This is a genomic window from Pseudomonas sp. BNK-44-b (assembly GCF_047456245.1).
Taxonomy (GTDB): Bacteria; Pseudomonadota; Gammaproteobacteria; order Pseudomonadales; family Pseudomonadaceae; genus Aquipseudomonas; species Aquipseudomonas machongensis.
Genome location: NZ_CP179908.1, coordinates 1,752,679 through 1,775,358, shown reverse-complemented (window position 1 = coordinate 1,775,358; position 22,680 = coordinate 1,752,679). Strand labels below are relative to the sequence as shown.

Below are 22,680 nucleotides of genomic sequence, written 5' to 3'. Positions count from 1 at the left end.
ATGCCCTCACCGCTCGCCTTTGAGATACTCGAGGAAGCTCTTGCATGCCGCGCTGGTAAGCTCGTCTGGCTGGGTGATGATGTGGAATTGCCGGCGCGCCCAATCGTCCTGGAGCGGAATACGAACAAGCGGCGGGCCATCGGGGTTTACGGAGATGGCTCGATCAGGCAGGACGGCTATTCCCAGGCCGCCTTGGATCATTCGGCAGACGGCATCGAAGCTTTGCAAGTGGACGCCGTAATTGATGTTCACATCAGCTGCTCGCGCCGCGTTCTCCAGGGTCTTGTACAACGGGCTATCGCGGTGCAGGGCGATCTGTTTGAAAGTCAAACTCTCAGCAAACGAGATGCATTCGCGACAGGCCAGCGGGTGGTCTTCCCGTACGACCAGTACCAGTTGATCCAGCCGATACTCATGCACAGCGAGCCCAAGCTGGGCTGCTGACTCCAGTCCCGCACCAACTCCCAGATCACATTGGTGTCCGAGCACAGCTTCGAGAGCTGCCTCACTGGTGTGTTCTTCCAAGTCTATGTCAACTTCAGGATGTGCAGTTAGAAAGCGGTTCAGGTCATCAGGAAGGAACTGAATGATGCTGGATCGATTGGCGTGCAAACGAACGTGCCCACGCTGACCTCCCGCGTACTGAGAGAGGTCAGCGCTCATCTTCATGATTTCAGTCAGCAAGCGCTGTGCATGCGCAAGCAGGCACATACCAGCGGGCGTGGGCTGGACACCCTTGTTGTGGCGATAGAGCAGAGGGGCGCCGACCACTTCCTCAAGCTCTGCGATCCGCTTGCCAACAGCAGAGGGCACCACGTTTTCCCGCTCTGCGGCACGGGCAAAACTACCCTCCTCGCAGGTGGCAATGAACAGTCGAAGGGTGGTTGGATCGTAGCGCCAGGTTGAATGCATGAGTGACCGGAAATTTTTTCTTGGCTGAGTAGAAGAATTGTCGCGGCCAGCCTGCGGTATCGCTTCCTATCATGAGCTCCGTTGAGGAGGTAACCATGACAACAAAAATCCGTTTTGCTGCTCGATTCCTGTTTTTATCCTGCGATAGCGAGGCAGTGCAACGCCAAATTGCGGGTGAAGACCAGAATCTTCAAGACGTCCTGCCGCTGCGTGACAACATCTCCACCGACGAGATCACCCCGGTGGTGATCATGATGACCTATGACGAACGCCTGGGCACCTACCCCTACGTCGGATTCAAAACGCAAGAGAAATTGCCGATAGGTCACGACGCGGTGAAAAAAGGAGGTTTCGAAATCACCGTCGCTGGCAAGCGATACGGCAAGGGTTCGTCTCGGGAATCCAGCCCTCTGGCTGAAAAGTCTGCAGGCATCCGCCTGATCATCGCCGAGAGCTTTGAGCGCATATATCGCCAGAACTGCGACAACATCGGAATCTATACCTCCACTGACTTCTCGCTGATTGATCGGATTCGGGCAGGCGAGGAAATCGACCTTGAAGAATTCCTGGCCGGACGCGATGAGGTCACCCAGGATGTGATCCGGGCTGGCGGTCTACTCCCATACAGCAAGCAACATCTGCCGCGTCAACCCTCTAAGGTCTTCAACACCTTGCCCTCGAACCGTCGCCCGATGACCTTGGTTGAAAAGATTATTGAGCGTCGTCGTGTCGCGCCTCAAGGAGACCTGGCTCGCGGCGACGGTGTGTTCCTCTCTGCCGACTGGCGCTTCAGCCATGATTATTTTACCGGTATGTGCGCGCATCTCATGCATGGCGCATTTGGTCAGGATCTCGAACTCGCGCGGCCTGATGAGATCATCGCCTTCCAGGATCACCTGATCCTTGCCAACCAGAGCTACCCGCATGTGCGCGACAACTTGCTCGCAGCCGTCGGCAGCCTGGCTTCTGCTCATGATGAGTTTGTACGCCGTTACCCAGTACGCGCCCACGGGGCGCTCACAGGCCAGAGCGGATCCGAGGGCATTTGCCACGCACTATTGACAGAGCAGTACGCGCTGCCAGGTCAGGTGATCGTGGGTACCGACTCGCACACGCCGCACTCTGGTTCCCTCGGATGCCTCGCCTTTGGTGCGGGTGCAACCGATATTGCCAACAGCTGGGCGACCGGCTTCATCCGCTGCCGCATGCCTGATGTTATCAAGGTGGAACTGACCGGGCAGTTAAAGCCTGATGTCACAGCCAAGGACATCGTGCTTGAGTTGCTACGCAGTGAGCCCATCCGCCAAGGACAGGCTATCGGTGCCGTGTTTGAGTACTCGGGCGAAGCGGTCGCAGCGCTATCCATCGATGAACGAGCGACGCTCACCAACATGGTGGCTGAGCTTGGCGGATTCACAGGCATCGTAATGCCGGATCAGAAGGCGGTCGATTTCATCCGTGAGCGTAGAGGCGTCGAAGTTGAGCTGGAAGACTGGCTCTTCAGCGATCCCGATGCGCTGTACAAGGAGCATATTCAAATCAACTGCTCCAGCCTTACTCCGCTTGTAGCTGCACCGGGTGACCCGGGCAACGGCATAGCGCTTGCGGATCTTGAGCGCGACGTTTGTGTCGACATCGCCTACGGCGGCTCCTGCACTGCAGGCAAACGAAATGACTTTGACTACTACCATGAAGTGCTCGCCTGGGGGCTCGGTCGGGGCTTAAAAATCCCGGAGCACACCAAGCTTTATCTGCAATTTGGAACGCTTGCCGTACGCGACTACTGCCAGGAAAAAGGCTACCTAGAGACATTTGAAGAAGCCGGTGTAGAGCTGATCATGCCAGGCTGCGGTGCCTGCGCGAACTGTGGCCCAGGTGCTTCGACCCGCGCGGAACAAGTCACGGTAAGTGCGATCAACCGTAATTTTCCCGGTCGCTCCGGGCCGGGGCAAGTATGGCTCGCCAGCCCATATACGGTTGCTGCAAGCGCTTTGGCAGGTAAGCTTGCTAGCTTTCAGATGCTTCAGCAGATGGCGCTTGAAGAGGAGCCTGTAGCATGAGCGTCTCGACCGCCGACCTGTGCGATCGCTTTGCCGAGCTGATCGTAACGGGGCAGCTTGCTGTCATGGAAGGCGCCTGGCAGTGGTTTGGCCGGCTGCGCGCCTTCTCCGGAAGAATCCAGACACTTGAAGCCCGAGGCTGCAACGGCGAGCTTCGTGATCTGCTCAGGCAACCGGGTAAAGGGCAAGTCCTGGTGATCGATTCAGGAGGGCATCGCGGCGCATTGCTTGGTGATAACCTCGCATCTCTTGCACGTTCAAACGACTGGGCAGGTGTGCTGGTGAGCGGGAATATCCGTGATATCAGCGCTCTCGCCTCCATTGATCTCGGTATGCTTGCGACTGGGAGCTGGCCTGTACGCTCTAGGAATGAAACTGGCGGCGCAGTCGGTATCCCGCTGACGCTGGGTGGGGTGACGGTCACACCTGCCCACTGGATTTATGCCGATGAAGACGGCGTCTTGATTAGCAAGCATGAATTGAGCGCTGCTTAAGCGTTTCGACGACTCATCCGCTTAACGTGATACCTGATACCTGATACCTGATACCTGATACCTGATACCTGATACCTGATACCTGATACCTGATACCTGATACCTGATACCTGATACCTGATACACGCTAATGGGCTGAGCCCATGAGCACACCGCATCTCCGACAAATACAATTATGGAGAACGCAATATGGCGACCTTGGCTCACAATGCGACTGCTGTCGACTCCGATTTAAAAGAACTTCTACTGTACCGTCGTATCGCGTGGCGCATCTTGCCGCTGACGATCGTCTGCTTCCTCTTCTCATATTTTGATCGCATCAATATCAGCTTCGCGAAAACCCAAATGCAGGCAGAGCTGGGCTTGAGCGATGCCGCCTACGGTTTCGCCGCGAGCATTTTCTTTTTCGGCTACGTGATGTTCGAAGTTCCAAGCAGCTATGGATTGAAGAAATATGGGGCACCTAGCTGGATCTGCAGGATCATGGTGTCGTGGGGGCTCGCAACCGCCTGCCTGGTATTTGCCTACAACGAGTACACCTTGTATTTCCTGCGTTTTCTGATTGGCGTGATGGAGGCCGGTTTTGGCCCGGCACTGTTGTTCTACCTCGCCTGCTGGTTCCCCAAAAAGAACCTGGCCAGCATGAACGGCATCTGGTTCCTGTCCATACCGCTGTCTGGTGTCTTGGGTGCCCCCGTTTCCGGTGTGATTCTGGAATACATGAACGGCTTCCTGGGACTGGCGGGGTGGCATTGGTTGTTCGTATTGTCGGGCCTGCCATGCGCGGTGTTGGGCGTCATTGTGTTGTTCAAGCTGGATCGCGATATCCAGTCAGCAAAATGGCTTACCCAGCCGGAAAAAGAGCTTCTCCAACGCAATCTGGATAACGACAAGAAGGACTCGAAACCGATCCAGGCCTCGTTGCTCAAGGTCATCTTGACCCGCGAGGTGGCTATCCTTTCGGCGATCTACTTCATGGTGAAGCTGACCGGTTACGGCCTGAACTTCTGGATGCCGCATCTGATCGGCTCATCCGGAGTGAAGAACCAAATGGCGGTTGGGTTTCTCACCGCTCTGCCCTACCTTGTCGCAGCCATCGGCATGATCTTCGTTACACGACGCTCGGACGCAAGCGGCGAACGTAAGCGTTATCTGTGGCAATGCATGCTAGTGGGTGGTATCGGTTACTTCGCGGCGTGCTACTTCAATGGCAACTACTACTTGCTGACCGCTTTCCTGGTGCTCGCCACAGCTGGTGTCTTCATCGCAATCCCCATCTTCTGGACAATTCCACAGACAGCGTTCGCTGGGCTGGCCATCGCCGGCGGTATCGCGGCTATCAACACGATCGGGCAGTTGAGTGGCATGGTCGCGCCACTGCTGGTCGGCTACATCAACGATCTCACCGGCAATACCTACATGGGCATGCTGGCCTTAGCTCCCTTCTGCTTCATCTGTGTTGGCGTAATCCTTTGGGGCATTCCGAACGATCGAAAGATCGCTTGATCCATGGGGTGCCGACCAGGCACCCATCACTTTTCCGAACGGTCAGCACGCGAGCCCATGCGCCGCGCGCTGAGCTATGCCGTGAGTGCAACTGGAGATAACAATGACAAGAACATGCTCTGGCACGCTTTGCGTACTACTTCTGGGGCTGGCCATTCCTGCAGGTTCACAAGCCGAATTCCTCAGCGATAGCAAGGCCACGCTTGAGGCTAGAAATTTCTACTTCAGCAGGGACTTTCGCAGCGACAGCTCTGCTCAATCCAAGCGTGAAGAATGGGCCCAAGGTTTCATTCTTCGAGCACAGAGCGGCTACACAGAGGGGACCGTGGGGTTCGGTCTGGATGCGATTGCCATGCTGGGTATCACGCTCGACTCAAGTCCCGATCCTCATCCTGAATGACCTGATAACCCATGCTGTAATACGCCTGATATTCCGAAAGACTGAGATGGGTCGGGTGACTGTCTTGTTGGCTCTACATCTGATCGATGTCTACTGCTTTCCAGTCTCGCCACGCTCAGCAAGCACCGTCACTACCTGTACTGAACTGCCGTGTATTTCTGGAGCGAGTGTTCTAGAATATCAGGAATTAGTAGCCGTTCTTAAGTAATTTTGGAGTCCTGATGCCCATTTCCGTTGAATCAAACGCGCCTCAGCAAGAGCGCAGTCGCGCTTCACTTGAGCGTCTGATGGTTGCCACGAGGGAATTTCTTCAGGAAGGTACTTTCGAGCAGCTCACCATTGCAGGGATCAGCAAGCGCTCGAAGGTATCAGTAGGCTCGATATATGCGCGTTTCAAAGGAAAGGACGAGCTCTTCCTCGCGGTGATGATCGAGGTCATGAAGGAGATGGAGGTCGAGTGGTTCGACGAACTCGCCAAGCTGAAGAAACGCAACCTGCCCCTTGAGCAAATCGTGCCCGTGCTAATCGAGGCCCTGGCCGAGCATCTGCGCAAACACGCCAGCATTCTAAAGCCGTTCATGACCAAAGCGAGCGACCCGCGAGTGGCCGCTTGTGGCAAAGCCACGCACTTAAAAACCGAGAAGTCGTTCTGCGACATACTGCTTGCACACAAGGATCAGATCACCCATCCCGAACCTGAGCGTGCGGTAGGCATGAGTTTCGTCATTGTCTACTCCACGCTGGCTCGCTTTCTGGGCCTGGGCTCCGCTGCCGAAGCTGCAGGGGAAGGCAATTGGGTATACCTCAAGACAGATCTTGGGCAGATGTGCCTGGGCTTCCTGCGCCAGGCGCGCGCCTGATACCTTAAAGGCCCCAGCCTTACTGAGGCAGCAGCGCAACAGCCCTTACGAAACCGGCGGAGGCTGCGCGGATTTTGTAAGGAAAGCAACTGACCCAGAACCCTTTGTCAGGCAAGCTTTCTAGGTTAGAGAGCTTCTCCATTTGCCCGTACCCGATATCTCGTCCGGCCTTGTGACCTTCCCAGATTATCGAGGCATCTCCACTTTGCGCAAAACGTGCCCGAGTATGACTGAACGGCGCGTCCCAGCTCCAGGCATCGGTGCCCACCACCCTGACGCCCTGCTCGAGTAAGCAGAGCGTGGCCTCACGGCCGATGCCCACGCCGGCGTCCAGATAACCGGGCTGACCGAACAGCTGCCCTGCCCGGGTGTTCACAAGCACGATATCTAATGGCTGCAAGCGATGCCCGATGCGCTCCAACTCGGCCACGACCTCTTCTGCAGTGACCACGTGGCCGTCGGGCAGGTGGCGAAAGTTCAGCTTGATACCCGGACGCAAGCACCATTCAAGCGGCAGCTCGTCGATACCGAAAGCCGGGCGCGCTCCGGTTTTCAGAGCGTGGTCAGTGGTGGACGCATAATGCCAGGGCGCATCCATATGCGTGCCGCTGTGGGTCGTGATCTGCAAGCGCTCGGCCGCCCATGACTCATCCCCCGGGAGGTCACCCTTGTTCAACCCAGGAAACATGCTGGCCATTTCCGGCCAACCCTGTTGATGATCCATATAGTCGATGCGAGGAAGCAGCGGCGGTGGGTCGGTATGCGGGTTGTTGTCCAGCGTGACGGAGATATCGATCATCCGGCACTTGCTCAAATCCATCATGGTGGTGCTCCATAATTCAAGGCAGGCGGCCGCTTTGCAGGGCCGCATGCAATAGCTTTGCGAGCGCAATCAGGCGAGATGCCCGGGCGCGACTACCTGCTGGTCGATGGTGCCGAATGGCGCTTGTCCGGATGGGTCGATTGCCTTCATGTGAATGCGATCGCCCCATTGCATGAAGCGGGTCAGCGCTTTTCCCGCGATTTGATCCATGGCACGGCGCTCGGAAATGCAGGTACATCCGCTCTGTTCCCCCGGATTGGAGACGGTGCCGGAGCCGATGAGCGTGCCGGCCCCTAAGCGCCGTGTCAGCGCCGCATGGGCAATCAGCTGCGGAAAGCTGAAATGCATCTGGCTGGCGCACGGATGGCCGAACCACTCACCGTTCCAGTGCACGAGAAGGCGCAGATTTACGCGGCCGTCGTGCCAGCGGTCACCCAGCTCGTCAGGCGTGATGGCGACTGGTGCAAAGCTGGTCGAGGGTTTGGCCTGCAGAAAGCCGAACCCGGTCTTCATCTCCCTGGGAGCAAGCGCCCTCAAGCTGACGTCGTTGAGTTGCACGAGCAGCTTGATATGTCCGGCGGCTTCATCGGCGGTACAGGCCATGGGGACATCATCGAGCAACACCGCGAATTCGCCCTCGAAGTCGAGACCATGATTCGGCTCCTTGAGCTCGATGGGGTCGCGCGGCCCGAGAAAGTCATCGGAACCGCCCTGATACATCAGTGGAATCTGCTCGACATCGGCAATCGGCGGCAGGTTGAACGCCTGCTGCATCAACTCGCCGTGGTTGAGAAATGCCGAGCCGTCACACCACTGGTAGGCCCGCGGCAAGGGTGCCATGGCGTGCTCTGGATCGAAGGCGAACGTTTCTTCCAGCTCACCGCGTTCGAGGGCCTCGTAGCGCCGTTGCAGAGCTGGCGCCCGCTCATCCCAGTGCTCGATGAGTTGCTGCAGCGTCTCGGCAACCGGCAGTGCCGAGATGGCACGGGTAAGATCCCGCGATACCACCACTAGGTGTCCGTCCCGGCTGCCGTCCTTGAGCGTTGCCAGCTTCATCAGTGCAACTCCGTTGTTCCGCCCGGATTGCCAGCGCCCGGAGGTGGGCCGCCCGGCGCCCATTTGGTCGCATGGGAGAACAGGAATATCTGCGAGCTATCGGCGCCTGGCGGATACTCACGGGCGAGCCACTGGTCATCGTGCAGGTCCATGTCGGCGTCGTACTCCACGTGGCAGCCCAGCGGGCTGTTGAAATACCAGAACCAGTTGGAGCCCATCTGATGGCGGCCCGGCCCCCAGAATGAGCTATAACCTTTTTCGACGAGGCGCGTTCCTGCCACCATAACTTCCGTCGGCCCCCCCATATGGAAGGTGAAGTGCTCGATACCCTTGAGAAACGGCGGTGTCTGAATCAGGAACAGGGTGTGGTGATCCTGCGTACCGGCTGGCCGCAGGAACGGGCCGACGTGTGAGAAACGATCGGTGCAGACGAAGCCCAGGCGTGTGTAGAAGGCCTCGGCACGCGCATGATCGGGAACGAAATAAACCACGTGAGACAGGCTGCGCGGCAGCGCCGGCATGTCCTTGTACACGCCAAGATCATTGACTGCCCTGTGAGGTTTATCACCCGGCGCATTGATCGCTTCGGCCGCCAGGCTGATCTGGCGTCGGCAGCTGATCTGGAAGCCCAGGGCAAAGCCCATGTCGTCCACGCAGCGCAGCACACCATCGCTGCCCCACTGCACGGTTCGGTCTTTCTCCAGCTCGGCGGCAATGTCTTTCAAGTCCTGCTCATGAGCTACGCCATACACGGTTTCACGCAGCTGAGTAGTGGTTTCCATGGGCGCGGGCAACTTGGCGTCATCGCGCTTGCGCAGCACCACGCCAGTGCCATCCAGCGCTTCGAAGCGGCCACCGGTAGCATCAACGTCCACAGGCTTCAGGCCGTAGTCGGTGAGGTATTGAATGCAGGCCTCAAGGTCGTCGACCCCAAAGACCAGATAATCGGGTCCGATGATATTCATGTGGTTCTCGCTCTTGTTATCGAATAATCAGGCAGTGCGCCCGCCGAGTACCTCGGCAACCCAGTCGGCGATGAAGTGCCCGGCGTTAATGGAGTTGTCGAAGCTCGAGTGCTGAACCCCGCCCTCACGCTCGGTGAAGATCTTCAGCTCACGCCGGGGGCTATTGACCAGCTGCTCATAGGTGCGCTCAGCCCACTTGAGGGGAATCTGCGAATCCTTTTCGCCGTGGGTGACGAGAAACGGCACGCGAATGCGGTCGAGGATGCCGTCCAGATGCACCTGTTCAGCGATCTTCATAAAGCTGTCGATGTCCTCGCCGCCCCATACCCAGCGCACGTGATCCCAGTAATGAGGAACCGGGAAATTGCCCTCGCGCTCCAGCCGGCGGCGCTGCACGTCACGCCAATCGTGGTTGGCGCCCCACACCACGCCACAGGCGAAGCGCGGCTCGAATGCCACCGCACGCGGGCAGTAGTAGCCGCCCAGGGAAACGCCCTCCATGCCGATACACTGATTATCGACATCGTCGCGGGTTTCCAGGTAATCGACGATCACGCGCGCCCAATGCTCGGCGTCGTAACGTGCCTTGAGGCCGTGCAGGCGTATGGCCTCTCCGGTGCCAGGCTGATCGACCACCAGTGACGAAACGCCTCGACGTGCCAGCCACTGCGGCAGGCCGACGCGGTATTTGAGTTCCTTGCTCGAATCCAGGCCGTTGACCTGCACGAGAATGGGCGCAGGCCCGCTGACGCCTTCAGCCCGCACGTACAGCGCGCTGAGCACCACGCCCTCATAAGGAATTTCTACCCGCTCGCAATTCTCCCCGGTCAGGGCAATACCACGGGCGAACACCTCCTGAAACCGCTGATAGAGCGCCAGGCGCCCCGGTGCACCATGGCCCTGCAGGCGTTCGCAGGTCATGTAGTAGATGGCCGCGCGGTTGTATTTTTCACCGGCTGACAGCAAGCGCCCGGCTGCCTCATCTTCAACGGCGAGCTCGCAGAGCTTGTCCGCCATGTCCGACCAGCTCTGGCGGAACGCTTGCCCGCTAGCCGCGTCGGGCTTGCTGGAGGCTTCCAGCAACGGCGCGCACATCTGCTGGATCTCACCGATCCGCGCGCCCATTTCGATGGCCAGATCGACCGCGAGATTCCACGGGTAGTTGTCAGGGAAGAAACGAAACATAGATTGAGGTCCTTTTACAGCAGCCCAAAATGTGAAGAATCGGCAAAGCAATTTTTATGGAACTAGTATTCTAGTTCTTTTCTATAGGCGCAAGCGCCTCGTGACGATCAGACACAACGCGCTGCCCGGCGTACCAGGCGCATAACCCACTTGCCAGCGCGCCGATGGCCACCGCACAGGCCAGAACCAGACCGTCACCAGCCAGCAGTGGTGCCAGCCAGGAAGTGACGGCGGCGAATACGAGTGTCTGCTCGAATGACAGCAACGAATTGGAAAGCCCACGATGCTGTTGATAGCGCTCGGTCGCCATCAATATCAGGCACGGGTTCAGCAGCGCTAATCCGACGGTGGCCAAGCCCAAGGGCACAACCACCCAAGGAAAAAGGGGCTCGAAGGCCAGCCAATAGCCGACATTGAGAAAGCTGGCGGTCAGAAGAATCGCGTAGCCCAAGTACAATTGCCGGCCGCGGGATAGCCGCCGAGCTAACCATCCACCGAAAGCCGAACCGAACACCATGCCAGCTACCAAAGGCACGAACAGCCAGCCGAACGCGGTTACTGGCAAGCCGAGTATGTCGATCACGAAGCTGGCGGAGGCGCCGATGTAGAGCGAAAAAACCAGAAAGGCCAATGAACCAGCGATCACCGGTAACTGGAACCCCATGTCACTGCTCATACGTCGATAGGAGAGTAGCAGCGGTCGCACTCTCAGCGCCTGGCGCAAATCCCTCGCCAGGGTTTCTATCAGACAGCGATAACAGCAACCGAACAACAGCGCTGCAAAAGCGGTCTGGAAAAAAAAGATAGCCCGCCAGCCAAATGACTCCAGTATCCAGCCTCCCAGAATGGGAGCAAGCGCCGGAGCCAAGGCGAAGACCATGATCAGTTGCGACATGGCTTGTCGAGAATCGACGCCCTGGTTCATATCCAGCACCATGGCGCGGGCAACGACGCCTCCGGCACCGGCACTCAGTCCCTGTAAGGCACGCCACACCAGCAGGCTTTCATGACTTGCCGCTAGCGCTACGCCCAGCGCCGCCAGGGCATAGATGGCAGTCGCCCATAGCAGCACCACACGACGGCCAAAAACATCTGAAAGCGTGCCGTAGAAGAGCATCATGATGGCCAGGCATGTCAGGTAAAGCCCCAACGTTTGCTGGATCACAAGAGGCGATACCTGAAGATCGGCGCTCATTGCCACGAAGGCGGGAAGGTACATGTCGATACCCAATGGCCCGAGTATGGATAACCCGCCCAGCAGGACGATGAATAGGACCTTCATGCATCTCTTCCTCGTTGGTAAGCAAGATCAGAATGAGAAATTCAGACCGCTCTGGTAGATCAGAGCGTCATCCAGTGCTGGCGAGAACGACGGCCCCTCCTGATATGTCAAACCGTTAACCCAATAGATACCTCGGGTCAGTCGCGCGGCGTACGACAAGGACAGTGCCGTAGACGTACGCTCGGCATCGCCACCACTGCGCTCAATGTTGTTGTGCACATAGGTGCTGAAATAGCTGCGGGTGAAGCCCAGGGACACCATGTCGCGCTGGCGGCTATCGAAGGGACCGATATAGAACGCCGTCAGTTGGAAATCCTTGTTGTACAGGTTGCGATCTTCCGGGGCGTAGTTAACCTTCGCATCCAGATACAAACCGCGAGGGCCCGAGCCATTGGGCTGGGTAACCTGCTTGGTGACGGCCACATAGGCACCATAGTTGTTGTTGGTCATGCCGCCATTGCGGTAGTCGGTGTACTTGCTGGTGTTATGGATAGCTCCAACGCGAGTCCAGAACGCTTTCAGATCTTGGCCCGCGTTGACCTTGTAGCCAAACTCATCCACCAGCACAGCGCGTGATCCTTTGACCTTGACCTCGAAGCCTGAAGGGTTTTCGTCGAGGTCATACTGGAAGCGATTCGGGCTGGCGCTACGCGCCACGGTGGCGCGGTTGTACCAGCGTTTGCTCTGATCCTTGACAGTAACGGTCACCGCAGGGCTTGGTGTGAACAGCGACATACCCACCTGAACAGGGATGACACTGGCTGGGCCCAGCGCAGCCGCTGACGAGTTGCCCCCTAGTACCATGCCGTAGTATTCGCGGATCAGGTTGTAATAGCCGTACTGGAGCTCCAGCTGGCCGTCGTAGAAACGCTGGTTAACGGCGAAGCTGGACATGGTCAGAAAGTTCGGGTTACCCGTTCGGTAGCTACCCGATTCCCAGTTAGCCCCTAAAACAAACTGGGCATCGCCCCCCCACCCCAGACGGGTTAGGTCGTAGGTCAGCTTCAGCGCAGTGGACTGGCGATACGTCGGGTTCTGCCCGTTGTAACTCTGCGTAGAGGAGTTGTTGCCAAGCAGATCGTAGCGGTAATTGGGACTGAAAGTAGCAGAGAAGCCGAAACCGTTATCCGCCAGCGCCGCGCGCAGACCGAATAACTCCGGTGAGATGGTTTCGCAAGGCGCAGTCTGCGAAAGCACTGCTTCGGTTCTAACCACATAACGCTGGTAACGCTCACAATGGCTGGCGGTAGCTGGCATGGCACTTTGTGGCGCGCCTGCGGCTACGCCGGCATTCGTATCCGCGGCTGTTGGGGGGACAGCAAAAGCCAGGGGGGCAGCACTCAAGGCAACCAGGGCCCAGACTGTTTTCATCGATTGCATTTTTATTGTTCCATCACGCTGTTTATCGGTGAACAGGTTTCATCGAGACGCACCCACCTACCACGCCTCTTGCGAGGCGTAGAAGATTTGGTATCCACTATTCAGTTGAAAAGGGGGGGACGAGCAGTTGCGCGCCGTATAGCTAGCAAGCCAGTGACGACCAGCGCGACCAGCGCGACATAGCCCATGATCAACACCGCAGGCGCCAGGCCGCAGGCCGGCGTGCCAACCAAGGTGACCAGGAAGGGGCTTACAAACTGGCCAATGAAGAAGGCCGCCGTCCAAAGGCCAACACCACGGCCGCGGTGCTCAAAGCTGAGGCCGCTCAGGCACCAGTTGATCAGAGCAGGAATAAGTAACCCGCAGCCAACCTGGGCGATAAAAGCGGAAAAGACGGCAAAGTTCACTTCGACAGCCAGCCCCAGCCCTATTAGCCCGGCACTGAATAGCAGAAATACGGTGGCCAGCTGCAGGCGAATGTCACGCTTGGAAAGCCAGGCGAAGACCAGCGCGCCGAGCGGCACCCCCATGTTCGCCAAGCCGCTGGCCAGGCCAAGCTTGGAAGAGTCGTGCAGCCCGATGCCATGCAGTATCTGGCTGATCTGCAGCACCTCGACGTAATACAGCGTCGCTGCGAGCAGCGTCACCCCGACCACCAGGGCCATCCTGCCCAACGGGAAAGGCTCACCGCTCGGCTCGCTCGCTTCTTGCTGCTTACGACCAGGCTCCCAGGTCCAGAACAGCAAGCCAAGGAAAATCGGGAAAGCTAGCAGGTACAGCAGGAAGGGCCCTTGCCAACCCATTTCGCCGAGCAGGCCACCGCTGAACATAAGCACGGCACCGGAAACTGAGCCCACCCCACTCTGAACTGCCAGCCATTTGCGACGTGGTCCTGGCTCATAGAAATCACCAAAGAGGGTGTTGGCAACTGTCATGATCACCGCCTCGGTAACGCCCAGCACAAAGCGGCAGGCTACGACACTGACTAGGTCATCCATGAAGTACGGCGCGAAGCCGAATACGCCGTAAAAGAACACGGCAATCAGCAGCAACCGTCGGCGCCCGAAACGGTCGGCCAGAATGCCGGCCAATGGCGAAAGCAGAGCGATACAGGCACTCGGCGCGGTAATCAGCAAGGGCACCAGAAAGTGCGCACTAGGATGGGTGGAAAACTGCTGCGCCAGCAACGGAATGATGGGAATCAGAGATAGCAATCCCATGATCGGTAGTTGAGTGGTGAACACCAGAATAAGTGCTTGTGCAGCTCCTGCCTTGCGCGGCGCAGGCAGGGCCCCTACCGAGGACGTGGCATTGGACATGATCTACTCCAGCCCCTTTCTAGGGGCACCTATTGTTTTTGTTGTCTAGCTCACACGCATAGCGGGTACTTCAAATGACGCGAATCGCTCCCTCCTCACTCACATTTAGTGCGACTGAAATAATGGCGTCGTCGAGCGCATGGCCAATCATTAGGTGGTACGTTCCGGGCACTATCAGGCTGGCGCCTTTATCGCTGTTCCAGCGAGAAAATGCATCGCGCCCCAGCGCAAGACACACGGACCGCTGCTCATCAGGTTGCAGGTGAACGGCGGCAAATGCCTTTAGCGAGGTACGCACAGGTTCCGTAGGCTGCTGGGGTTCAACTACATAGAGCTGCATCACTTCTTTGCCCTTGCGCGAGGCCATATTGCGTACGGCGAGCTCCACCTGCAGGGCGTCGACGGTGCTACCGGTGACACCCGTCAGCGAGCAGGCAAAGCGTGCATAGCCCATGCCGTACCCAAAGCTGAAGGCAGGCGAGACATCTCGGGCGACGAAGCTGCGGTAACCGACCCACCACCCTTCGTGATAGGTCAGGTCGCTGTTTTCCGAGGGTGCCAACGACCAGACGGGGTAGTCACTTTCATGCCTGGCAAAGGTCACTGGCAGACGTCCACCTGGCTCGCGGTCCCCCTTTAGCACGCTGGCCAGCGCCCGGCCAAACTCCTGCCCGGGATACCAAGCCACCAGAATCGCGGCGGCATCCTGCATGCAGGTCATGTCGACCGGGTGGGCGACATTGAGCACCACCACCACGCGGTGATTGACCTCACACACACGTCGTATGAGTTCAATTTGCCTGGCAGGCAGCAAAGTGGTGTCACGATCAACGCTTTCCAGCCCCGCATCAGGCGTCTCGCCGACGACAAGTACGACCTCGTCCGCACGACGTGCGAGGGCGACCGCTTCCTCCAACAAGTTGTCCTGAGCGGGCAGACGGCAGCCAAACCACAAGCCATGGGCCAGGCTGCGGCCTACCTGCATTCTTACCCGTAGCTGAATGCTCTGGCCCTGCTCCAACCGGCAGGCAAATTCATCATGGGGCGCCTGCATGAGCTTGCCCATGATGTCGCCTTCGACGGCACGACCGTCGAAGGCGCCCAGCAGGCGTCCATCCAGATACAGCTCGGCAGAACCTGTGCCACCGAGAACAAAGGTGTATTCACCGCTACGCGGTGCAACGAAAGACGTCGAGACCTCAACCCGCCCTTCACCTTCGAGGGCGAGCAAATCGCCCACGCCGGGCATTTGCTTGAACCAGATGAGCGAACTCGAATAACGCACTTCCCGAGATGCAACAACGCCCAGTGCGCTGTAGTAATCCACGGCCATGCCCGGTTCGCCCGCCGGAGTAACCAGTGGTAGTGCGCTCATTGGGGAAATGCGGTGCTCGGCGGGCACACCTTCGGCATGCGCCACCGTATAACCAGAACTGGAAAACTGCTCCTGCAAGGCTTGTAAAGGGGTGGGGGTTTCCGGAGCCAGCGCGACCTTGGCGAACGTGCCGCCCTGATAGCACGGCGCATTGGCATTAGGCCCGATTACAGCCATCAAACCCGGCTTTGCCGAGACATAGGGGAGAACCTGCGCCTCATTACGCAGCAGCACCATGCCAGCTGCTGCCGCCTCTTCCAGCACCGCGAGACGCTCTGCCTGCTTATCCGCCTGCCACGTTCGCGCCGGATGAGCGCGTCCAGCCAGTCGCAGCAAACGCTCCACAGCATCATCGAGACGCGCGACATTAACAGCGCTAGCCTGCTCATTACCCAACAGTGCATTACCCATGACCCGGCCTGGCCCAGGCATCTCCAGATCGAGCCCATTGTTGAGACTCGCCACACCATCATGGGTGCCGAACCAGTCCGACATCACCAGGCCGTCCCAGTGCTGCTCCCGTTTGAGCCAGTCAAGAAGTATCTGACCATGTTCGGCACAGCGCACGCCATTAACCTTGTTGTAACCAGTCAGCATGGCCCAAGCACCAGACTTCGCAGCATGCTCGAAGGGCTTGAAATACACGTCACGTAGGGTGTCCTGCGCAACGACAGCATTCATGTTGCGCCGGTCAGTTTCCGAGTCGTTACAAACCAGATGCTTGATCACAGCGGCGACGCCTCGGCTCTGCACGCCCTGGGCCCACGCCCAACCAAGTTCAGCGATCAGCTGCGGATCCTCACCGAACAGCTCGAACGCACGGCCGGCCAGGGGGCTGCGCATCAGGTTGAGGTTGGGCGCCAGTACGGCCTGCACACCAATACGCTGCGCTTCATCACCGACCACCTGACCGACGCGGGTCACCAGCTCGGCATCCCAGCTGGCGGCAAGGGCAAGGCCGCACGGCGTGAGCAATGCGACATCCCGCTCATCGACCCGTCCGCCTGTCAAACCCATGGGCCCATCAGCCATGCGCACGGAGGCAAGCTCAAGCTCCTCTCGTGTGCAGGTCGACCACATGTCCTGACCAGCAGTAAGTGGCGCCTTCTGCTCAAAGGGCAAAGTGCGGACTCTGTTACGCATGGTCATATTCTGACCCGCCGGCTACGAAAGGCGTGGGCGCCGTCATGGTTTGGCTGGCGAGGATATCCAACGAGCCCTGCACCTGAGCATCCAGACAGCGGCCTTGTTCATCGAACAGCGAAACCCCAGCAGTATTGAGAGTTACGCCGAACGGCGTCGGCCAGCCACGCATGGCATGCACAATTGAACGCAACGCCCCCAGCGTGGTATTGCAACCCTGCCAGCCGGCGGCGGTAACGATGCAGCCCACCGCACGGCCATCAAAATAGACGCGTGTATCGCTGCTCAGATCCTCGAGCAGATCCAAAGCGTTCTTGACCAAGCCCGATACGCCACCGTGGTAGCCGGGTGTGGCGATGATGATACCGTCTGCCTGACGTACCGCCTCCACCAGTGCGTGTTGCTCGGCGGTACGCTCGCTAACCTCTGGGTTAAAGGCCGGAAGAGCTGCTAGTTCGCGGCCACCGAATAATTGGGTACGAGCCCCGCGTGAGCGCGCGCAATGCAACGCCGCAGCTAGGGCTTTTTCGGTACTCGATCCATGTCGCGTGGTTCCGCCAATACCGACTACCAGAGGGGTTTTGCCAGGGTTATCCGGATTCAGGATAGGGGGCTGCTGCATGACTGAGCTCTCCACAACGATCACTGGAAACGAGGCATGACTTCGCGAGCGAACAGGCTCATCGATTGCTCGCTCAGACGGGCACGCTCAGGCGTCATCGGCCCATTGGTAAAGCCCATCAGCACGTTACCGATACCAAGCTCACGATGTTTTTCCAGCTCGGCGGCGACGCTGTCGGGGCTGCCATGCAGGCACCAGGTCTTGATCCATTCGCGGCTGAAGCAATCCGGGTGTGGGTTCAACTGCACGCCGCTCAGCTTCTCAGCGCGCTTGTTGAAGGCGTGCTCACGCTGAATCGCTCGGTTATAGGCAACTAGGATCTGCTGCAGCTCTTCCTCGGCCTGCTCATCGGTTGGCGCCACGTGAACGCACTGATAGGTATGGGTCGTCCAGGACAGGCAGTGATCAACCACTTGCTGCGAGTGTCCCGCGCCCAAAAGTGCTTGTTTGTAGCGATTGAAGTACATAGACAGGTGCTCGAAAGGCTCGGCACTGGCAGGCACAGGTGGCGTGAAGGCAGGAATGAAGGCCGGGCAGCCCATATCGGCGGCACGCCGCATGCTCGTTTCGCGAAGGGCAACCGGCATCAACCGGTTGAACGGACGCTGATAGGCTGTAGGCACAATGCGCTGCACCACAGCGCCTTTGTAATGGTTGGTTTCGAAGCTGATCGGCTCATCTTCGATCTCCTTGTTCCACAGGCGCAGAACCAGATCGAGGTTCTCCTGCAGCATCGCGGACGCTTCTTTGTAGTTGACTCCAAAACCGATCATTTCTTCCGGCGTGGTGCCACTGCCGATGCCGACCAGTAGCCGTCCTTCGGTCAACTGGTCGAGCAGGTTGACGCGCTCGGCAAAACGAACCGGATGGTGCAAGGGTACTGTAGTGACCGACATGCCGAAATGAATGCGCTTGAGTTGGCCGGCCAGATAGGCGGCGAACATGAAGGGGTCGCTGGACATCGGCGCATAGCCAGTGAAGTGATGATCAGGCATGAATACAGCATCGAAACCCAGGGCCTCGGCTTGCTTGGCGTGCGCGACGAGCGCATCCATGACCGGCTTGTCTTCATTGGGGCCGGTAGAACGGCCGACGAGAAATACTGAAAAACGCATATGCCTGTCCCTTCATTAGAATAGAAATTCTTGTTCTATTTACTGGTCAATGCCATCCCTTCATGCTTGTGGAGATACAGCATGACCATTCTTGCTTGACCAAATGCGGTGTTCTTCGCCATCAGGTCGACGACAAGGGCTGATAAAAATAGAATCAGCGCTCTATTTCAAAAGCTATCACCGCCTTCCTTCTCAGTCAACAGCAAAAAATCGCCTCATCGACCCGGGCGCGGGCAGTCGTGAATCGACCACTTAGCTCCGTGGGGCAGTTAAAGCGGCTACCTGAGAGCCATCCAAGACGCCGATCTGAGCGAAAATTAGATTTTACATTCTGGAATTAAGGTTCTATTTTCTATCAGCCCATCTCAACCGCCTTGGGCGTGTGACCACAAAAATAAGACAGGAGCATATCTATGCCATCAAGAAGAGACCTGCTCGGCATGGCTGCCACCAGTGCGATAATGACAACGATCACTTCTTTCAGCCCTGCGAGTAGCTCAAGCGAACGTCTTGCTGCGCCCACATCTACGCCGTCGTCAACTCGTTATCGTTGGGTCCCCGGCATCGAGGGTCAGAGAAGAGCGGATCTGGGAAACGGGACTTACCTCAACCCTATCCTGCCAGGTGATTACCCCGACCCAACGGTGCTCAAGGATGGTGACGATTACTACATGACCCATTCATCCTTCGATGCCTCCCCGGGCCTACTGATCTGGCATTCACGGGATCTAATTAACTGGACACCGCTCACTACTGCGCTAGCCCAACCGTTGGGAACGGTTTTCGCCTCCGACCTGATCAAGCACGAAAACCGCTATTACATCTACATTCCGTTGCTCAAAGCCAAGTGGTCAACCAAGCTCGAAAAGCCGGTGAGCATCTGGGTGATCCATGCCGACAACATGGCTGGGCCTTGGAGCGAACCTGTTGACCTGAACATCAGCGGCCTCATTGATCCGGGTCATATCGTTGGCGAGGATGGCGAACGGTATCTTTTCCTGTCCGGCATAAACCGTGTCAAGTTGACCCCAGACGGCCTGTCTACGGTTGGCAACGTCGAGAAGGTCTATGACGGATGGCGATACCCGGAAGACTGGGTGACTGAGGCTTACGCGCTGGAAGGCCCCAAGCTGATCAAGCGGGGCGACTGGTTTTATATGCTCAGCGCAGTGGGCGGAACAAGCGGTCCGGCAACAGGCCATATGGTGATCTGTGCACGCTCCAAAACGGTCAACGGCCCTTGGGAAAACTGCCCTAGTAACCCAATCGTACGCACACATTCAGATTCAGAGCGATGGTGGTCGCGTGGCCATGCCACTGCAATCGAAGGACCTGACGGCTCTTGGCATCTGATTTATCACGGCTATGAAAACGGCTTGAGAACTCTTGGCCGGCAAACCCTGATGGAGCCAATCACCTGGACATCCGACGGTTGGCCTCAAGCCTTGGGCGGCGATCTCAGCAAACCACTGCCCATGGTCAAGCATCTGTACCCGCCAACGCATGGCATGGCCCGCTCCGACAATTTTTCCTTGCCAGCCTTCGGAACACGCTGGGCCTTCTTCGGTGGCCCCAATGAGCTTGAACGTGCTGAGCTCAAAGCCAACGCCCTACGACTGGCCGGCCAAGGCACGAGCCCGCAAGATTCTGCGCCTCTGACGCAAATGGTGGGCGACCCCAACTATGAAATCAGTGTGCATATTGACGTGATCGGCGACGCCACGGCGGGGTTATTACTGTTCTTCAATGATCGGCTATTCCTTGGGATGGGTATCGACGGCGAACGCATGACCACCTATCGCGGAGGGGCGAGGAGCCATTGGCCCGAACCCGCTCCCGCCACCCGTTCCCTGTGGCTGAAGATCGTCAACATGCACAACATCGTGACCTTCTACTACTGCGAGGACGGCAAGTCATGGGCCAAACATGGCGTGCGCAGCGAAGTGTCCGGCTACAACTCCAACACCGTTGAATACCTGGCTAGCCTGCGACCCGCACTGTTTTGCGCGGGTAAAGGGTCTGCCGAATTCCGGGAGTTCCGCTACAAAGCGATTTCATAGCTATCAGTAACCCGGCAAAGCACAGGGGTTTCTCACATACAGAGTCAGGCTTGCAAGTCAAAACACTGCTGGCTTGGCTCAGCATGTCGACATTCAACCCTAGCCGGACGATAGGCAGACAGAAGCATCGTCACTCGCTCGCGCCACTCAACTGCCGAACCAAAAAAATAAAACAAGGAATGACATGGCTGATTTACCGGTTTATGCCCCCGACAAAGGCGTTGAATGAGGTCTGCATATCCCTTGAGCAAACAACGGCTTAAGAGACGCATAGCGTCTAGGACTTCAGTCTCGCTCAAGCTCACAGCATCAATTGCCAAAATGTCAATGTAATTCTTATTGCCACAAAGCTAACGGCATGCAATTATAGGCTTAGTAAAACAATAACAAGAGACCAATCATGGCCTATGATATCAGCATTTCATTCATGGAACTCCAAGCCCTTGCCAAAGTGACAATTTTTGGAGTAAGCGAATTCCATAAATCTGTTCAAATCAGTCAATTTCAGTGCGTCGGGTGGCTATTAGAAATTGATAGAGCCGTCAAAAGAAAAATTGAGAAGGAATGGATTTTAAACCCTGATTATGCCACTGAGGCTCTTGTTAGAGTCGCACGATTAAGCGAACAAGCCGCTTCAGAATTAATGGGATTAGCGTCACTTCAAGAGCAGTTCGAATATGTTTGGTCATATATCGGAGAAGATGAGCGAAAAACTGCAATACATATGAATTTCGAGCACTATGATAATTTTTGGCCGGGATTTGATGTTTACAGCCGTGCGTGGTCAAGATCTCTATGCCTCATGGACAATGAAAGTCAGTCAGCTGTCACTGCACACGACTCGACTCTTCCCTAGCGCTTAAATTGCGGAGTTTAGGCTCACGTTGGCGACACTTCACCAAATGGCGCAGGTGTCGCAGGAGAGGAAAAGTCGAACTTTTCATGCTGGCCAATCCTTCAGGTAAGCAGCGTCTTAGTCCCTGCTACCAAAAGAATGGCTAAAGAACGGTGAAGCGTCATAGCAGCGGTACGATTGTTTCACAGAACCAGGACTGACGGCAGCGGCTCTATCGATGGCTGAAGGTGCCTATCCTATAACGAGCTGTCAGGACGTCATCTTGTTGCAGCGTACGGAGCACATCTGTACTCCTTGCGTCACGAGTCAGCATTCCCCCGTCAAAGCTCAGTGATCCGCCTCCCCCGCCTCGATCATTTTAAGAATGAATTCCGGATCGTCGGACGTTTTAGAGACATGCGATGCGCAGTAGATGAGCAGCAAGTGAGCCTTGAATTCAGGAGCAAACGCGCTGCGTCTTTTGCTGACCAGCACTGAGTCGCCTGCTGAGCAATCAATCGACCCCATATTCTAAGCGATCCAAAGCCATTGAAGGGCTAGAACCTCTCGTAAAGCCATGGTTCCAAAACTATACGTGTTTTCTCAAATTCCCGAATGGCACCCGCCCTTAGTAACGTCATCCCCACTTCGTCCAAACCATTCAGTAAGCAGTGTTTTCGGAACGGGTCGACATCAAACGGAATGCGGCTGCCTTGGTCGTCTAGGATCTCTTGTTTTTCAAGGTCAATGCTGAGTTGATAACCTGGTAGGTGCTCCACTGCGACGAATAAATTTTCGACGATAGCATCGTCCAGCGCGATTGGTAGAATTCCGTTTTTTAAGCAGTTCCCATAAAAAATCTCAGCAAAACTCGGTGCTATGATCGCCTTAACCCCCCAGTCATGCAAAGCCCAAGGCGCATGTTCTCGGCTCGAACCACAACCAAACTTACCACGAGCCAATAAGATTCCAGCACCTTCAAAGCGAGGCTGGTTCAGTGGAAAGCTCAAGTTGAGTGGCCTCTTTGAACAGTCCTGATAGGGTTGACCATGGTCAAGATAACACCACTCATCAAAAAGATGCTGGCCAAAACCACTGCGTTCAATAATCATCAGGAATTGCTTTGGCAGAATAGCGTCAGTGTCCACAGGCACGTAGAACATAAATCCAGGGCCGTATCGCCCATTCTCCGTGTCCGGTTTAGTTCACTGTTCAATGGAGGTTTCAAAAAGGCAACCAGTTCACTGAGGCAGCGAATGGAAAATATCGATGAATGTTCAGGCAGGGT

At 57.0% G+C, this 22,680-nt stretch carries 18 protein-coding genes and 1 pseudogene; 7 read left to right on the top strand and 12 right to left on the bottom strand.

Annotated elements, in window-relative coordinates; translation table 11 throughout:
- Positions 1-6 precede the first annotated feature (6 nt).
- Positions 7-912 carry a LysR substrate-binding domain-containing protein gene (locus tag ACMGGG_RS08200; RefSeq protein WP_414155236.1) on the bottom strand — a complete coding sequence of 302 codons (906 nt, stop codon included), beginning with the start codon at positions 910-912 and terminating at the stop codon, positions 7-9.
- Between the two features lie 95 nt (positions 913-1,007).
- On the opposite strand from ACMGGG_RS08200, the gene ACMGGG_RS08195 reads away from it, so the two are divergent.
- The 5 genes and pseudogenes from ACMGGG_RS08195 to ACMGGG_RS08175 all read left to right on the top strand — a co-directional run bounded on the left by ACMGGG_RS08195 (position 1,008) and on the right by ACMGGG_RS08175 (position 6,232).
- Complete coding sequence (locus ACMGGG_RS08195; protein ID WP_414155235.1) at positions 1,008-2,972, top strand: aconitase family protein; 1,965 nt, start codon at positions 1,008-1,010, stop codon at positions 2,970-2,972.
- Positions 2,969-3,466, top strand: a complete 498-nt coding sequence (rraA, locus tag ACMGGG_RS08190) for a ribonuclease E activity regulator RraA (protein WP_414155234.1) — start codon at positions 2,969-2,971, stop codon at positions 3,464-3,466. Before ACMGGG_RS08195 ends, rraA begins: the two co-directional genes overlap by 4 nt.
- 189 nt (positions 3,467-3,655) lie before the next feature.
- Complete coding sequence (locus tag ACMGGG_RS08185) at positions 3,656-4,972, top strand: MFS transporter (protein ID WP_414155233.1); 1,317 nt, start codon at positions 3,656-3,658, stop codon at positions 4,970-4,972.
- A 103-nt stretch (positions 4,973-5,075) separates the two neighbouring features.
- Positions 5,076-5,357, top strand: a pseudogene (locus ACMGGG_RS08180) (OprD family outer membrane porin); the annotation flags it as partial.
- A gap of 236 nt (positions 5,358-5,593) precedes the next feature.
- The gene (locus ACMGGG_RS08175) at positions 5,594-6,232 is read left to right on the top strand and encodes a TetR/AcrR family transcriptional regulator (protein ID WP_414155232.1); all 639 of its coding nucleotides are present in this window, start codon (positions 5,594-5,596) and stop codon (positions 6,230-6,232) included.
- A gap of 19 nt (positions 6,233-6,251) precedes the next feature.
- On the opposite strand, the gene ACMGGG_RS08170 is transcribed toward ACMGGG_RS08175, so the two are convergent.
- The 10 genes from ACMGGG_RS08170 to ACMGGG_RS08125 all read right to left on the bottom strand — a co-directional run bounded on the left by ACMGGG_RS08170 (position 6,252) and on the right by ACMGGG_RS08125 (position 18,497).
- Positions 6,252-7,052, bottom strand: a complete 801-nt coding sequence (locus tag ACMGGG_RS08170) for a cyclase family protein (protein ID WP_414155794.1) — start codon at positions 7,050-7,052, stop codon at positions 6,252-6,254.
- A gap of 72 nt (positions 7,053-7,124) precedes the next feature.
- Positions 7,125-8,111 (bottom strand): fumarylacetoacetate hydrolase family protein, encoded by a 987-nt coding sequence (locus ACMGGG_RS08165; protein ID WP_414155231.1) that lies wholly within the window; start codon positions 8,109-8,111, stop codon positions 7,125-7,127.
- Positions 8,111-9,076: a VOC family protein gene (locus ACMGGG_RS08160; protein ID WP_414155230.1), complete on the bottom strand. Its 966-nt coding sequence runs from the start codon at positions 9,074-9,076 to the stop codon at positions 8,111-8,113. Before ACMGGG_RS08160 ends, ACMGGG_RS08165 begins: the two co-directional genes overlap by 1 nt.
- Positions 9,077-9,103: 27 nt before the next feature.
- Positions 9,104-10,261 (bottom strand): alpha/beta hydrolase family protein, encoded by a 1,158-nt coding sequence (locus ACMGGG_RS08155; protein ID WP_414155229.1) that lies wholly within the window; start codon positions 10,259-10,261, stop codon positions 9,104-9,106.
- 70 nt (positions 10,262-10,331) lie between these two features.
- Positions 10,332-11,543: a multidrug effflux MFS transporter gene (locus ACMGGG_RS08150; protein ID WP_414155228.1), complete on the bottom strand. Its 1,212-nt coding sequence runs from the start codon at positions 11,541-11,543 to the stop codon at positions 10,332-10,334.
- Between the two features lie 27 nt (positions 11,544-11,570).
- Positions 11,571-12,923 (bottom strand): carbohydrate porin, encoded by a 1,353-nt coding sequence (locus ACMGGG_RS08145; RefSeq protein WP_414155227.1) that lies wholly within the window; start codon positions 12,921-12,923, stop codon positions 11,571-11,573.
- Between the two features lie 101 nt (positions 12,924-13,024).
- Positions 13,025-14,242, bottom strand: coding sequence for an MFS transporter (locus ACMGGG_RS08140; RefSeq protein ID WP_414155226.1), 1,218 nt, complete (start codon positions 14,240-14,242; stop codon positions 13,025-13,027).
- A gap of 70 nt (positions 14,243-14,312) precedes the next feature.
- A complete protein-coding gene (locus ACMGGG_RS08135) occupies positions 14,313-16,760 on the bottom strand; it encodes a glycoside hydrolase family 3 protein (protein WP_414155225.1) in 2,448 nt (815 codons plus the stop codon).
- Positions 16,753-17,382, bottom strand: a complete 630-nt coding sequence (locus ACMGGG_RS08130; RefSeq protein ID WP_414155224.1) for an NADPH-dependent FMN reductase — start codon at positions 17,380-17,382, stop codon at positions 16,753-16,755. Before ACMGGG_RS08130 ends, ACMGGG_RS08135 begins: the two co-directional genes overlap by 8 nt.
- Positions 17,383-17,402: 20 nt before the next feature.
- Positions 17,403-18,497, bottom strand: coding sequence for an LLM class flavin-dependent oxidoreductase (locus tag ACMGGG_RS08125; RefSeq protein ID WP_414155223.1), 1,095 nt, complete (start codon positions 18,495-18,497; stop codon positions 17,403-17,405).
- A gap of 413 nt (positions 18,498-18,910) precedes the next feature.
- Between ACMGGG_RS08125 and ACMGGG_RS08120 the strand changes: the two genes are divergently transcribed.
- Positions 18,911-20,557, top strand: coding sequence for a family 43 glycosylhydrolase (locus ACMGGG_RS08120; protein WP_414155222.1), 1,647 nt, complete (start codon positions 18,911-18,913; stop codon positions 20,555-20,557).
- 400 nt (positions 20,558-20,957) lie between these two features.
- Complete coding sequence (locus ACMGGG_RS08115) at positions 20,958-21,413, top strand: hypothetical protein (RefSeq protein WP_414155221.1); 456 nt, start codon at positions 20,958-20,960, stop codon at positions 21,411-21,413.
- Positions 21,414-21,949: 536 nt separating this feature from the next.
- Here the strand turns inward: ACMGGG_RS08115 and leuD are convergent.
- Entirely contained in the window at positions 21,950-22,555 is a 606-nt protein-coding gene (gene leuD / locus ACMGGG_RS08110; RefSeq protein WP_414155219.1) for a 3-isopropylmalate dehydratase small subunit, read from the bottom strand.
- Between the last annotated feature and the right edge of the window lie 125 nt (positions 22,556-22,680).